Below are 14657 nucleotides of genomic sequence, written 5' to 3'. Positions count from 1 at the left end.
ACAACCGTTAGTTCCCTTTTCCATTATATCATAGTCTTCCTAAACCCCTTTGCTTCATAATCCCTCGAATTAAAATCCTTCACAAATGGAGAAATAATTTCCTCCGCTCTTTCTGACGCGGCGAAGTATAGAAACACGGCTTGCTTGGTTCTAGTTAAGGATACGTAAAGAATCCGTTTTTCTTTTTCCTCGATTTCTTTTTTATCGTCATCAAAGTCTTTAGAAGTAGCGGTTTTTTTCTTTTTCAAGCTATCTATCTCACTTTTATGTGGATAATAAAATATGCTAAAGTCGATGATGAATACATAGTCAAACTCCAGTCCTTTTGTTGTTTTGGCTTCAAGAAAATAGATTTCTGGTTTTCTCTTACCTGAATCCTCTTGAATTCCATTGGTCCGTTTTATATACGTATCAAAAGTAAAAAATTGCCCTAGGAAGTTTATCATTTCTTTTTCTTTTTTGACATCATGTTGCCGATGAATGATGGCAAAGGTCGCTTTTGGATTCTCGGAATGTAGTTCAGCAATTTTATTCCCAATAGCCGTCAGCATCCTTTGGTGGCCAGGAAACGCTTGGATGATGGGCTTATCCCCTTGTCGAGGGAAATATTTCTCGTCATCATACTTTGAATCCTCATGTGACCTTGAAAACTGCAAGGAATTTGCTAGCTTCATAATTTGATAAGTCGATCTCCAGTTTCGCTTCAGCACGACGTTATGTCCGCTTTGAACATTAATCCCAAGTGCTTTGTAGGAAAATGGGCTACTTTTATAGATTCGCTGTCGCTCATCTCCACTCAGCGTAAGCGTCCCTTTATTAATATTGACGAGTACCCGCAATTGCATCGGCTGCAAATCCTGGACCTCATCAATAAATATATGATCATACATTTCTTTCTTTAACAGCCGGTGAAGATTCTCTATTACCAGCAAGGCATAATCTTCACGGTCAATACGGTTATAAAAGTCCTTCCATTGATCCTGCTGGTAATATTCAAACAATCGAAAAATCGTTCTTCGCTGCTTAACTGAAACATTCGGAAGCTTCCCGCGACCAACACGTTCACAGTTCAAATAGTCTTCTAGCGTAATAAAACCGTTACCTTTCATCCAGGAAAATTCATCAAACAGAAAGGAGGTGTTTTTTGTCTTTTTTATAGTATGAATGGATGGTAGGTTCTTAAATTCCTCTGTTTCGAGAAGATCCATTAAACGTAGCATTGTTCCCTTCACATTATCTTCGTTTCGGTTCAGGTTATAGTGACTCGTTTGAAAAAACTTCACCTTTTTTCCGACCGATTTTAAGAGATTAGAGGCAAGCTCATGGAATGTATAGAAATGCACGCTATGATTCTGTTTGTTAAGCTGCTCAAAATACTCCGACTGCTTAAAACGATTCTCAGCATCCTTTACCAGCTCCTGATTAAAAGAGACGAATAAAAAACGCTTTCCAAAATCCTCTGACATTTTTTGAATCATTCTGGTTAAAAGGGTGATGCTCTTCCCACTACCGGCGGTCCCTTTAATAAGCAAATGAGTCGAATTCATCTTGGCTACCTTTTGCTGCTCATCGCTCAATTCAATATTCCGAAGGAACTGAGAAGTCTGACCGGAAATATCGTCTTCAACGCTAGGAACATGGGAAAGAGCATCAGAAAGAACGGAAAAAGCATAATCAAACTTATTCTTCTTTGAATCAAATTCCGGCTGCTTCAATGTCATTATCATCAAATCCCTTTTTTGAAATATCAACGGCATAGTTGGCGTCTTCACAATATTCAGTATGCGGACAAAGTTTACAAAAAACAGAGGGATTCGCTTCCCCCAATACACCTGATTGAGTGACCATTTGTTGAATCAGTTCTGCCTTCTGTCTTCTTATTCCAGACGGTGGCATAAAAGCAGACTGCCAAAGTTCATTCTGAAAAGCTCCCCGATGGGTTAAAAACTGAAAATAAAGCATACTTTCCGGATATACGATTTCATTGAACTTGCGTCTTTTCCCCAAGCCATACTTCCGCATTCCTGCAACATAATCATCATTCATGTTTTGATCCACAATCGTACGTAATAAGATTTCCGTTAAAAACGGGAACATATCACTAAGCATATCGAGGATTTCACTTTTCATTTTCCCGATTGAAGCGTAAATCTTCACCAGATTTCCAATTAAGAACCCTTGATGGAAAGAAGAACGGTAGTTGGCAAAGCCACCGACAATGGAGCTGTATACGAAGCGCCTTTTACATAAGCTCATTTCAGCAAACTCTTCTTGTGGAAGTTGAGCTAATCTCTCCTGTATCGAAGCAAAATCAAATGCCTCTGGAACAGATGGGGATTCTACATATTCATAACTTCCCACATTTTCTTCTTCATCCGAATTAAGATTAAGGATTTCCATATAAATTGATTTATCTAAGTTTTGATATTCATTCCAGTTTTTAACCCATGATAACGAAATCTTTTTTTCAAAGCACAAAGCAACAAAAAACAAATATCTTGAAAATGCTAGAGAATGATTTTTCCGGAAAAGATACATATCAGCAGAACGATTATCTAGCTTGGTGATAAGTTCCAGTGATAACGGCCACGGCATTGGAGATGACGTTTCTGGAAAATGCTGTTCATCCATCCCGCAAACATGCAATTCATCAACATCATCTCTTAAAATCACCCCATCTAAATCAGCCATCTTATAAAGGTGAAACTTGTTAGGCTTGTTCTCACTACTAGTTTGATCAGATGTTCTATCAAGGGAACCAATCAAATTCTGGTCGGGGTCTTCCAAACCATTTTTTAAAAACACGATGATTGCATCCGAAAGGTCGCCAATATGATACTCCTGCTCATCTTCAAATGGACTTGTCAGCATATCCTCTAGCTGGTCCACCAGTTTTTTCTCCAAATCATTCGCAAGCGAGCTTTTTAGGTTCGAATCCTCAAGTAACTGTTGAATACGCTGAAAATGATTTTTAATGCTAATCCGTTCTTCTTTAATGTTAAGAAGCCCTGTCGCATCTCCTACTAATTTTTCAATGAACCCCTGCAACTTCTTCAAGACTCGGACCGGAACAGAAAAGTACGAAAATCTTAGTAAAGGACTGACTCTGACTGCTTCAAGAAAATCATTTTTCTTTAAGTTGTACTTTTTAAAGGCTTGAATTGATGAACGTTTTGCATCCATGAGCGTTTGGAATTGTGACACCCATTCCTTAGCGGTATGGCAGTTTGTGAAGTACGGCAATACCGCTTTAAGATAAGCGGTATAATCACGGGCATTTTCCCCTTCCGCCTCTAACCAGCCAGAAGCAAAAGACTCCATTAAGATTTTTTCAGTTAAAAAGTAATCCTGTTTCTCCTCGTCCCAAACCGAATGCAAATGAAAAAGATATTGCCCGATTGGATACGCAAGAAAATGACGTTCTTCTATAAATAAATCAGGGCTAAACTCACGAATTCTTTCTTTTAACTCCTCGCTGTTTGGTGATACATAACGGACGTCCTCTTTTAAATCCTCCACAAATTCCACCATGTACTCGTACGGCTGTTCCGAGATAGCAGCAGAGTATTCTAATGAAGGGTTTATACCTTCAATCCGGGACGTAAACATAACTCCATTCAACGTTGTTTCATCGCTAGTAATCTGCCAATCTTTCTCTTTTGCCCACCCGTATTTTTCAGAAAAGTTTTCATTTAAAAACGAAAACACAGATGGGTAATCACTATAATAAAGATTGAGAAAAACGATATTGATTCCAAGTTCCTTCCACTTGGTGAACAAATAATGCTGTACAGGTGAAATATAGTAAAACCCATGCAATAACACTGTATTGTTTTTCAACGGAATCTCAGCTTTATTGAAAACTTCTTGAACGGTTTCTAAATCTTGAACCGTTTCTGCGGCTTCATCCATATAATTTTTAAAATGGGGTAACATCTCTTCCCAAATATCACAAAATAATTCTTCCTCCACCTTCGTCACGTTTGGACGCAAGTCACTTGGGCATAAACCAATTTGTATAAAGTTCCTCATCGTGATCAATAAATTTAGTTTATTCCGTTTAAAAGAACGAATGACCTTTGGTTCACTAGTGTCGTCCCAATTTCTTAATATATCCGAAAGTTGAGCGTACTGGATAAATCGGTTCTCCGGGAGGTTCCAGCCAGGATAAAATAAGTCAATAATTGCTCCAGCTGATTGGACGTGTGACAGCCGATGACGTTGTCTTACCCCGATTTCCAATGATTTTGTCGCACAAATCTGTGGGCTGTTAGCATATGGCTGAAACTCAGGCTTTAGATGGAAGGTATATGGATTTTCATAGGTCAAAACACTGACATTCCCACTCATATTAATCATCCTATCTATATTGAGATAATAATTTTGACCAAGTCCACTGAAACGCATCGTTTTTCATATTGCGAATCAAGACTAGTTCATTCTTTGCACGAGTCATGGCCACATAAAGAAGCCTTGTCTCTTCCCGAATCGATTCCGTTTCATCATGAGAAGTAAGGTCAATAAAATAGTCATTATGGCGCATTTCATAGCCTGGCTTGTGAATCGCCCACCCAGCTTTCTCTTTTTGTTCATCAAAAATGATTTTACTAAAGGAAGAAGTAAATGGACGTTCGGTAAATGGTATGATGACTGTGTGATACTCCATCCCTTTGGCGCGATGCGCGGTTAGGATATGAACATAATCCAAGCCGCCACTCGATGGTTCATAAGAAACTTCCTCTTCATCTCTGTTTGTCGCAATCTGGATTTGCAGCCAGTCAGCAATTTGATTCAGAGAAACAAATTCCTCTGAAAATCGTTGGTGAAGCATCTCAAATAATTTCCCGATACTCAGCTCATACTTGCGTGTTTCATCCTTCGCCTCATTGATAAGTTGCTCTTCGGTATATTCACCTTCATAAGTGTAGCGAAGTTCATCAAGCTTTCTCGAAAAAATCCAATTGTATGGTTTACGGTCTTTTATGATAGTACGTAAGACAGCCAAAACAGGTTGATAAGAGAGCAACTTTTGATACTTATTAAACGAGAAGGTTGTTGCCTTTTTAAGCCTATCGATTGTATTCGGGGAATATCTCCCATCTAATAGTAATTCAGGAAGTAAATAAGCATGCGCCTGACCAAATGGTCCGACTAATAGATTCGCAATGTATTTCCCGTTCTCTGGGAAAAGCAACGCCAATACAAGTGAATGAAAGTTTCGAACAGCTTCCGATAAAAAGAAGCCCCCACCCACTTTTAACTTCGTTGGCATATCTCCTTCACTGCACCAGCGGTTGATCATTCTCGCTTCTTCAATCGTCCTTGTAAGGACCGCTAACTTTTCTGGTTCTTCCCCTTCTTTCAATGAAGCATTCATTGCTTGGACGTTCTTAAAACGCTCCCTAATGAATGGCATAATGTTCACCTGCATATTGTCCTTTGTGTCCTCCCGCTTGTTCAAAGTCACAAGTGGTTTTTCCTCTTGCCCATGTTTCATCCCTTGGAGACGATCCTTATCCCCATCGTATTGAAGATACTTCCTTTCTCCCCACCAAGTAAAGAACTGGTCCATTTCATCTAATAGTTCCTTTGTCGTCCGGTAGTTCTTATTCAAGTAATAATCTTCATCATTGATGGAAATCTCGCGCTCGTTTAACGCTTTTTTCAAAATATCGAACGCTGTATGATTCGCTCCTCTAAACCGGTATATGGACTGCTTCGTATCTCCAACCACCAAAAGCTTCGATTCAAACGCCTCTTGAATTGTGGTAATTAATCGGATTTGGACATCGTCACTATCCTGAAACTCATCCACAAACAAATACGAAATCTTCTTTGAGAGCGTCTTAAAAGCTTCTGCACCATGGTTTTTCCGAATCAAATCAATCTGTCTTGTCAGGTCGTTCATCATCACCGCATTCAAAATCTCTTTTTCCTGACCAAACTGCTCCTCCACCTTCCGAATCACGGTTTGAATTAAATCGTTCAAGCGTTCATTTCCAGGTGAGGCAGTTCCATAATCCACCTTTTTAATAATTTCTTCGGAAGAAAAGCCTTTTTGCTCAAACTTTTCCCAGAAATCGTAAATGGTATCAAGGAGTTCATAAAATTTTAATGGGCTAATGAGGGCCTCGATATTTCCATTTTTTTCGCCAAGCTCTTTCTCAAAATATTGATTTAACTCATCCTCAATCCACCTCTTCTTTTCCGTTTTAAAGCTGCGCAACTGAAGGTTCAAGCCGAATCCTCTTAAAGAACCAAGCTCCTTTAGCAACGCTTTTGAAAAGGAGTGGATTGTCTGTATATTCATTTCGTTTAATTGCTCAAGCAGGGAAAGAAACTTTGTCGTACCAGTCGCCTTGGAACGGAGAAAAAGCTGTTCTCGGAGCTTCTTATACATGTTTTGTGCTGCGTCCTTTGTAAACGTAATCATCACAATTTCCGCTGGCTTTACCTTTTTTTTCAATAATAGATAGAGAACACGGTCCACCATCACTGTCGTCTTACCAGTACCCGCTCCCGCCTTGACCATAATGTTTTCCTGGAACGGTGCGTGCTCAATTTTATATTGTTCAATATTAAATGTCGGAAAAGCGCTTACAATGGTTTCCATCCTATCTTGAGACTGGCCATCTATAATGGAAATGATTTCGTCTATATTGGCTTCTTCGTTCACAATCAAGTGAAGTAAATTGGCCTTTTTAAAAGCCGATATCTTATGTTCTGGTATATTCAATTCAACTACCTTATTAGTAAATAAAAGGAGTTTAACCCCTTGGTTTAGTATTTCGTAGAGAAAATCCGATTGTTTTTCAATCTTTTTCCAATCACTAAATAGGACATACGAGTATACAATCTGCTGATCCATCATGAGTCCCCCTTCTGATGAAAACACTGTCGAAATAACACTTATTTACTATTATAGTATACTTTTTTCCATATCCTAGAATTCTCAGAAGGATTTTTCGGTTAAAAGTAGGAATTTACGCGTTTTTTACTAGGAGAATTTCTTGTTTGGAGGAGATTTTTTTAATGAATTCCAGTTTAGACGGTGTTTTACAAACTTCATTTTTATGATTTCCTCATTTAAATAGGGGACGAATACGTTTAACGATTTGCCCCCCTATAGACAGTCATTAATCATTGTTTCTTATAAGGCCGGAATCCGTTAAATCTTATGTTTCTTATAATACTTCGAATCGATTTCCTTCAATAAAGAAGATGGCTGATCATAATAATACAGCTGTAAGTACGTCTTCGCCCGTGTAATTGATACATAAAGCAATCGGCGTTCAACTTCCAAATACTCCTCATCCTGAAGCTCTTCGTCAATACTCTCATCAACTAAATCTAGGATAATAACATAATCAAATTCCAACCCTTTTGCAGAGTGGAAAGTTGTAAGCTTAACTCCAGGAGTATGGGCATCTCCCTGGTCTTTTTTTATGAACTCATAAGGAATTGATTCGGCCTGAAACGAGTAATACAAGCGATTAATACTTCTCCATTCCCTTGAAAGGATTCCGATTGTTTTATCGGGGTTTTCCTCCAAGAGCTGCTTAATTGTACTGATTATGGCTGCATCCTGTTTTTCCTTTGAATCGCATTCAAAAACATCTGGTACTGGACCAGTGTATTCTGGGAGAACGGGTGCCACATATTCTTCATCTTTAATGATTGAATCGTTCATCTGTAAGCTATGAGCCATCTGAATAATCTGCTTTGTTGAGCGGAATGAGTTTTGTAATATTTTTGTTCTTCCCCCAAGGATGTTAATACCAATATCTTTCCATGAAAAAGAAGTCTTATAGATTTTCTGCCCTTTATCCGCTGCAACTATAAACTTCTCTTTTGCGATATATCTTAAAAGCCTCAGTTGGATTTGCTGCAGGTCTTGACCTTCATCAATCATAACTTGGTCAAACTTAAATGAATCCTTAATCTTTGTCTTATTTTCCAAAAGCATAACAGCGAAGTCATCATAATCGATTTTTCGAATGTTCTTCTTGGCCCGCTCATATTCTTCAAAAATACGAAAAATAATTTTTCGATCCGGCTTTGTTACTCGAACGGAGCTCCCTCTCCCAATTCGTGATACATTCTGATATTCCAAGAGATTTTTAATTCCTTTTCCTTTGATCCAAGAAATTTCATCACTTAGAAACTCCCTGAATTTTTCCTCCGTGACAAAGCGATGTTTCGAATCCTTCCGAATAATCTCAACTGCCCTTTTTAAACAGTCCTTTTGATCTCTTGTAGTTGTCACATTCAATCTAGTTCTTGTCACATCCCTTAAGGCACCATAAGCCCAGCTATGAAATGTGTAAACAAAAAGATTGTCTGGACCAATCTGTTCAGCAATTTTTTTTGAATACTGGCTTAGCGTTTTATTATAGGTGAATAGACCAATCCGAATCGATGGATTCTTTTCAATTACCTTCCGTGCTTTTTTTAATAAAACTGTTGTCTTGCCGCTGCCGGCAATCCCTTTTACTAATAATTCATCACCATCATAATTGACGATTTCCTCCTGTTTATCCGTCAATCGATGCTCAATGGCTGCTAAACTCATTACCTCTCCCCCAATTTCACCAGTCGTCATCATTATCGTCGTCTGCAAAGATTTCATCCATTGCAGACGGAACTGTTTTGCTTTTCTCTATCGTTTTTTTCACTATATTTAAATTGCCACCGATGTCCTCTTCTAGCTTGTCTTTATTGAATTTTGGAATTTGGATGCGCCATTCTTTCGCCAGCTTCTCCCAAATTGTCATTTCGCCAGCTTCCTTTCCACGTCATCTACAGAATGGAAAGCATCCGTGCAAAATTGATAATGTGGGCAATAACGACATTTCCCACTTGGTGTCGCCTCCATTTGAATCGGAAATTCTTGAAGCTGACGTTCAAATTCCTCCCTCAACGCTGGAAGAAACTCCCCCGGACTTGAATATAGCTGTTCAATGGCTGAAGCAACTGTTTTGCTATCATTATCCGCTTTTTTATTTTGAAGAACCGGGAAAAGGAATAGCTTACGCAAATCGCTGAATTTCCCTTCTCCGTATGGTGTGTGTTCACCATAATTCTTTTTGGCCCAATTTCGATAACCTATATTTTCTTCTCCAATCATGTTTAACTTGAACTCATCCCAATAAGGAAAAAGCTTGTAAACTTCTTCCTTTATTTTCTCATCACTAAGATTCGGTAATAAGGCACCGAACGATTTAAGAAGATTGCCAAATAGAAACTCCTGCACAAATTCACTTTGAAAGGTCTCCGGCCTACCTGCTAGATAGCTATAATAAAATCTACGTGGGCAGAACTTGAATTCAGCTAATGCGTCAATCGGAAAAGCTAAAAATAAATCCAGTTCCTGCTTCGTAACTTCTCTGTCTAATTTTACATCTTTCCATTCTTTATGATTTTGCCTGCTCTCTTCATTTGGTTTGAGATTCAGTTGGCTTAAATAGACGGCTTTATCGAGGTTCTTTTCAGCCTCATAATGAACCATCCACGATAATTCAAGCCTTTCAGAGAATTGAAGCAAATTGTAAACCAAGTATCTTGTTATTTCTTTGACATGTTCGTTTCGTAAAACTTGAAAAGACAGAGGTACATTTCTTTTAGCAAGATCATGGAATACGCTCTCCGTCAACGGCCATGGCAGCTTAAACTCAGAGTATGGGAGACTGTTTTCATCCAGTCCAGTCACATGCGTAATCCCGTTCTGCTTAAAAGCTTCGCCATCAATCTCAATAAATGGACGGATTAATTCGTCTTCTTCCGAATGATCCTTCTTTAAGTGACCCGCTAAGTATAGACTGATTGCTGTACTTATATCATGTACTCGGACGGCTCCGATATCAGGAGTTGTCTGCAACTTCTGCTTTAATTGATGAATGATAACTTTTTCTTCCTTCACCATTTCATGCTGTAAAAACGGATTGGATGCCTCTATTAGTTTCCTGAGCTTGGAAAAGTGGTCAGCAAGTAATATTCGTTTCTTTCCGTCACCGAATAAATCCGAAGAAGTCCTGAAAATCATTCCCATAAAAGCAACAATCTGTGTAACCTCATCTATCGAAACTGCAAATTGAGAAAACCGGCTAAATGGACTAGACATCATTTGTTCAAAGCGATCATCGTCCTCTTCCTTGAAAGGTGGTAAGATATGTTCATGAATTGTAAGCAATGTAGCAGCCCTTCTAGACCAAGATTCTTGAGTAACGCAACCTTGAAAAAACGGTAGGACTTCTTGTAATGCTTTCGTATATTCTCTTGCATTCTTCCCCGTTATTTCGTCATACAGCCAACCAGAAGCAAAGCATTCAAACAGCACATTCTCTGACAAAATTAAGCTATCCTCTTCCTCACTCCACATTTGATGCAGTTGGAAGAGGTACTGTCCGATTGGATATCCGAGAAAATGACGTTTGGCTTTGAATAGCTCTGGGTAATATTCCTGCAAGCGGTCATTCAAAGTCGCTGCATTCGGAGCCAGATACGTTTTGTATTTTGTCTTTTCCGCCGGATCTATATCTAGGTTGTTTTCATAGTCCTGAAGGAAATCATAGAAATCTTTAAAGTCCTTAACCTTTAAATGATTTGGGAATTGGTACTCCTCAACTTGCTCTCCTTCAAAGTCCGCTAGAAACTTGTCTGCTAACGTTAAACGCTTATTAACCCACTTTTCCATTTTCCAATCTTTCTTATCGACCCAGCCATGTCGCTCATTTATAAACTTCTCGATAAAGTTAAACGTCTCGGTGAACCGGGCATCATAAAGATTTAAAAAGATAATGTTTACACCAGCATTTTTTATCAACTGGAAAATTTGTTGCTGTTCAGGCGTCATAAAGTAGAAGCCATGAAGAACAACCGTTTCCCAGCCAACTTGGTGGTCTAGTTTCCGTAATACTTCATCGTCCTTGTTGTAAGCATCCTTAATCAACTTTTGAACCCTTCCGCTCCAATTCGCTGTTAACCTGTTCTGAAAACCACTTGATAGTAAATTTCTGAATCTTCTTACCGTCTGATTTTCCTCGAACTTTTTCCATATTTTTAGAAAGGTGTTTTCCTTTTCTGATAGCTCTAGTTCCTCATCATCTAAACTTTCGGATGTCACTCCTGATACCTCAAGCATCCGAATTGTCTCAAGGACCTCTATTTGGTTACGGCGAAAGGATGATAAAAGATTCTGCCTCATTGGAATATCATCTTGAATGATCTCGGACAGATGAAGATATTGCATAAGCTTGGTTTCCGCGCTATACCAATCCCCAAGTAAACTCTCCAATAAATTGACAGAACTGACAATAGGAGCCGTAATAAACATCTCTTTTTTTTGATAACGTTCATAGACCCCATCCCTCATATTTTTCGTCGCACAAACATGAAGGACATCTTTATAGGATTTAAACCCCTCTAATTGGTCAAGGGTTTTAGGATTGGTGTAGGTAATCACTTTACAATTCATAATGGCTGGTATCCCTCCTAATTCCCGATATCCAATTGCATGGACCAGGTTTCATCCATTGGTTTCTTTGGCTGCAGAATAACTAGTCTCTCTCGCGATCTTGTCATCGCAACATACAACAAGCGTGTTTCTTCTTTAACAATTTCTTTTGTTTCCAGGTCATTCATTTGTTCATAAAAATCGTTTTCAAGCTTTAGCTTCTCTATGAACCAACCAACCTTTTGCTTTTTATCATCAAAAAGAATCTCATCCCATTCAAAATGAAAAGGTTGATCAGTAAACGGCATGATAACCGTATGGTATTCCAATCCTTTTGACTTATGAACGGTGACAATTTCAACCACATCTTCTGTATCAATTTCCTCAACTAGAGGTTCATCTTCCTCACGGTTGGTTTTGATATTAATTCCAAGCCAGGTTTGTAGCGCATAAAGTGTCGCATTGGTACTATCGAACTGCTGATGAAGGATATTCATCAAGTGGTTAAGGTTCGTTTGATATTTCTGCACCTCGAATTTTACTTTCGCCTTTTCCTTATCTGTTGGCTCACCCTCAATCAATGCTAACTTCTTTGAATAAAGTGTTTGGAAAATGTCGCTCGTGAGAAACCTACGAATTACTGCAAAAACAGGTTTAATCCTTAGTTGCTCAACATGGACCTCAAAATTCTTATGTAGACTATAATGATCACGCAAAAACGCAAGAATTTGATTATTATCTCCGTTACATTTAACAAGCTCATCTAACATTACGTCTGCTTTAAAAAAGGGAGTGGCTAATGCATTAAGTACGCTTTTTGCGTCGTTTGGATAAAGTAGAGCACTTAACAACACATAGAAATCCTTGACTGCTTCACTATTGTAAAAAGTTCCACCCACATTCATCTCTGCTCCAATCCCATGCTGGTCCAGCCAGTCAAAGGCACGCTTTGCTTGATTGTTCGTCCGAACTAGCAAAGCAAGCTTTTTTTTCTTTGATTCGTGTGTCTGGTTTTTGATGAGTTCCTGGGCATTTTCTACTTCCTGTAAAACTTTACCTTTTAACTCATCCGCCCATTTATTGTATTTCTTTACCCGAAACTCGTTCATTCCGAATGTTGAAAAATTACTTCCTAGTAATTTATCATTCTTTTCATAGGTTAACTCGCTACGCTTTCCCCAAGCATTAAAATACTGATCCAGCTTTTCGAGTAGCGATGCAGAGGTACGGTAATTAATTTGCAACGGTTCTTCCACAAAAGGTTCGCCACCATGCTTTTTCACTTCATCCTTCAATTGAGTAAAGGCGGTATAATCAGCTCCCCTAAAACGATAGATTGATTGCTTAATATCCCCAACGACAAACAAATGGGCTTTAAGCATGTGGTAAATTTGAGCAACTAGCTTGATTTGGACATCATCGCTATCCTGAAATTCATCAACAAATAAGTATTTAATCGGATAGGATAACTCTCTTAAAGTCTCGGGATTCTCAATGCTGATTTCACTAATTTTACGGACAAGATCTCCGATAGTAATGGCATTATCAATCCTTTTTACCTTGTTAAACTCTACTTCACAACGTGGAAATACGTATCGGAACAAATCATTCAATTTTTCATATGGTTGGTCTATTGGATTATCTTCACGCCAGACTAACTGAGCAATTTGATTCTCACTCAAGCCCTTGCTTTCCATTTCACCCCAAAAGGATTCAATGATCTTGACAAGCTCATAATGGCGAAATTCCTTAAGACCGAGCTGATCAATTGGTGTTCCACCAACATACTCATTTAAAATTTTCCCGATAATTTCCCGGCGTTTTATCTTATACCCTTTAAGTTGGACATTGCGTCCAAATCCGAGGACAAAGCCAAGTTCTTGAATGAGAGATTTCGCAAAGGAATGAATTGTACTGATGTTCATTTCTCTCAATTCTTCCGCATACTCTAGAAACTTTGGTTGACACGTAACCTGCTGGCGCAATACCAATTCCTCTTTTAACCGATGCTTCATCTCCTGTGATGATTCCCTAGTAAATGTTATCATCACAATCTCCTTCAGTGAGAGATCCGGTACCATAGCAAGCAGGAACATAATCCGTTGAATCATCACTGTTGTCTTTCCAGTCCCAGCTCCAGCTGTAATGGTAAGGTTAGAGTCGGTTAAAGCATGCTCTACCTTGTATTGTCCTTTATTAAAGTGTGGGAACTTATCCAACCAATCTTTTTCAAATGCTTCATCCACACCGTTACCATCGAATACCATAATTGGCTCATCTAATTCATAGTATGTTTCCGAGGTCATATATTGAAATAAATAAGCATCCTCATATTTCTTATAAAAATCAGTTGGAAACCAATCATCTTCTCTTTTAAATTGAGAAAGGACAATCACCTTAATCCCTTTCTCCAAGAGTGGTTTGAACATCCGTCTCGAGTCAAGAAGCTTCCTTTCTGTGGAAACAATGTAAAGGAGGGAATATTTAGGTCCTTCTTCCTCCTCTTTGCTCACTGGTAGCTTCCCACCATGAATGAGTTCCGTTAGTCGACTCCACTCCTCTTCTAGTAAAGAAGAGTTCGCACGGTAAAGGGAAGTAGCTGAGATTTTTTCGATTAATGCTCCTCCATTTACAAAATCATCCTTGAATAAAATTGGTGGACTACTCGGCAGCCGATCAAATCCCCGCTCTTTCCACTCTAGCTTAGTGATATATGGAAGGGCTACCAAAATCCTTCGTGTCAGCTTATTATCTAATCCTTCATTCACTCTAACCCAATCCATTAAGCTAAACATTTGATCCTCAGCTTGTTGATATGGATTCCCTTCTTCTGTATAAAAGCCCTGATATACCCATTGATGGCCATGGATGCCTTCTAAATTGTTAATCGTGATTCCCTTAACTTCTATTAGCGTGATTCCTAATAATTTATCTAAAATCAAAATGTCAGGTTCCTTCCTCCCGTTATAATCATGAGAGAAGATTGGATAATTCCAATAACCTAGACAATCCCGCTCTTTAAATGCTGTTTTAATAGCATTCCAAACCATTTCTTCTGCTTTGCTACCCTTTTTTCTTCTCATATAGGTAGATACAAACAATCCAGCCAAAACTTCACCTACTTTAGTAGTTTTATCCTATATTTCGACAATTAACATTATAGCAAGAAAATGGTAAGTTGTAAGCAAATCCCAAGAGATTCCCA

Annotated in this window: 7 protein-coding genes; all 7 read right to left on the bottom strand. The window is 38.6% G+C overall.

Annotated elements, in window-relative coordinates:
* Positions 1–23: 23 nt before the first annotated feature.
* The 7 genes from MKY20_RS14690 to MKY20_RS14660 all read right to left on the bottom strand — a co-directional run bounded on the left by MKY20_RS14690 (position 24) and on the right by MKY20_RS14660 (position 14562).
* Positions 24–1721, bottom strand: a complete 1698-nt coding sequence (locus MKY20_RS14690) for a UvrD-helicase domain-containing protein (protein WP_341001695.1) — start codon at positions 1719–1721, stop codon at positions 24–26.
* Entirely contained in the window at positions 1696–4350 is a 2655-nt protein-coding gene (locus tag MKY20_RS14685) for a hypothetical protein (RefSeq protein ID WP_341001693.1), read from the bottom strand. The genes MKY20_RS14690 and MKY20_RS14685 overlap by 26 nt, the downstream gene beginning before the upstream one ends.
* Positions 4351–4360: 10 nt before the next feature.
* Positions 4361–6871 carry a UvrD-helicase domain-containing protein gene (locus MKY20_RS14680; RefSeq protein WP_341001691.1) on the bottom strand — a complete coding sequence of 837 codons (2511 nt, stop codon included), beginning with the start codon at positions 6869–6871 and terminating at the stop codon, positions 4361–4363.
* A 297-nt stretch (positions 6872–7168) separates the two neighbouring features.
* Positions 7169–8620 carry an ATP-dependent helicase gene (locus tag MKY20_RS14675; protein ID WP_341001689.1) on the bottom strand — a complete coding sequence of 484 codons (1452 nt, stop codon included), beginning with the start codon at positions 8618–8620 and terminating at the stop codon, positions 7169–7171.
* Positions 8589–8774, bottom strand: coding sequence for a hypothetical protein (locus tag MKY20_RS14670; protein ID WP_341001688.1), 186 nt, complete (start codon positions 8772–8774; stop codon positions 8589–8591). The genes MKY20_RS14675 and MKY20_RS14670 overlap by 32 nt, the downstream gene beginning before the upstream one ends.
* Positions 8771–11473: a hypothetical protein gene (locus tag MKY20_RS14665; RefSeq protein WP_341001686.1), complete on the bottom strand. Its 2703-nt coding sequence runs from the start codon at positions 11471–11473 to the stop codon at positions 8771–8773. The genes MKY20_RS14670 and MKY20_RS14665 overlap by 4 nt, the downstream gene beginning before the upstream one ends.
* Before the next feature lie 17 nt (positions 11474–11490).
* The gene (locus MKY20_RS14660; RefSeq protein ID WP_341001684.1) at positions 11491–14562 is read right to left on the bottom strand and encodes a UvrD-helicase domain-containing protein; all 3072 of its coding nucleotides are present in this window, start codon (positions 14560–14562) and stop codon (positions 11491–11493) included.
* Between the last annotated feature and the right edge of the window lie 95 nt (positions 14563–14657).

Origin of the sequence: Cytobacillus sp. FSL W8-0315, assembly GCF_038002905.1 — a bacterium.
Lineage (GTDB): Bacteria > Bacillota > Bacilli > Bacillales > Cytobacillaceae > Cytobacillus > Cytobacillus pseudoceanisediminis.
Note: the sequence above shows the minus strand (reverse complement) of the source record. Positions and strands in the feature narration are given on the sequence as shown.

Bases quoted from the DNA above. Each gene is read 5' to 3' on its own strand.
- MKY20_RS14690 (WP_341001695.1), bottom strand. From the start codon at position 1,721: ATGACATTGAAGCAGCCGGAATTTGATTCAAAGAAGAATAAGTTTGAT.
- MKY20_RS14685 (WP_341001693.1), bottom strand. From the start codon at position 4,350: ATGAGTGGGAATGTCAGTGTTTTGACCTATGAAAATCCATATACCTTC.
- MKY20_RS14680 (WP_341001691.1), bottom strand. From the start codon at position 6,871: ATGATGGATCAGCAGATTGTATACTCGTATGTCCTATTTAGTGATTGG.
- MKY20_RS14670 (WP_341001688.1), bottom strand. From the start codon at position 8,774: ATGACAATTTGGGAGAAGCTGGCGAAAGAATGGCGCATCCAAATTCCA.
- MKY20_RS14665 (WP_341001686.1), bottom strand. From the start codon at position 11,473: ATGAATTGTAAAGTGATTACCTACACCAATCCTAAAACCCTTGACCAA.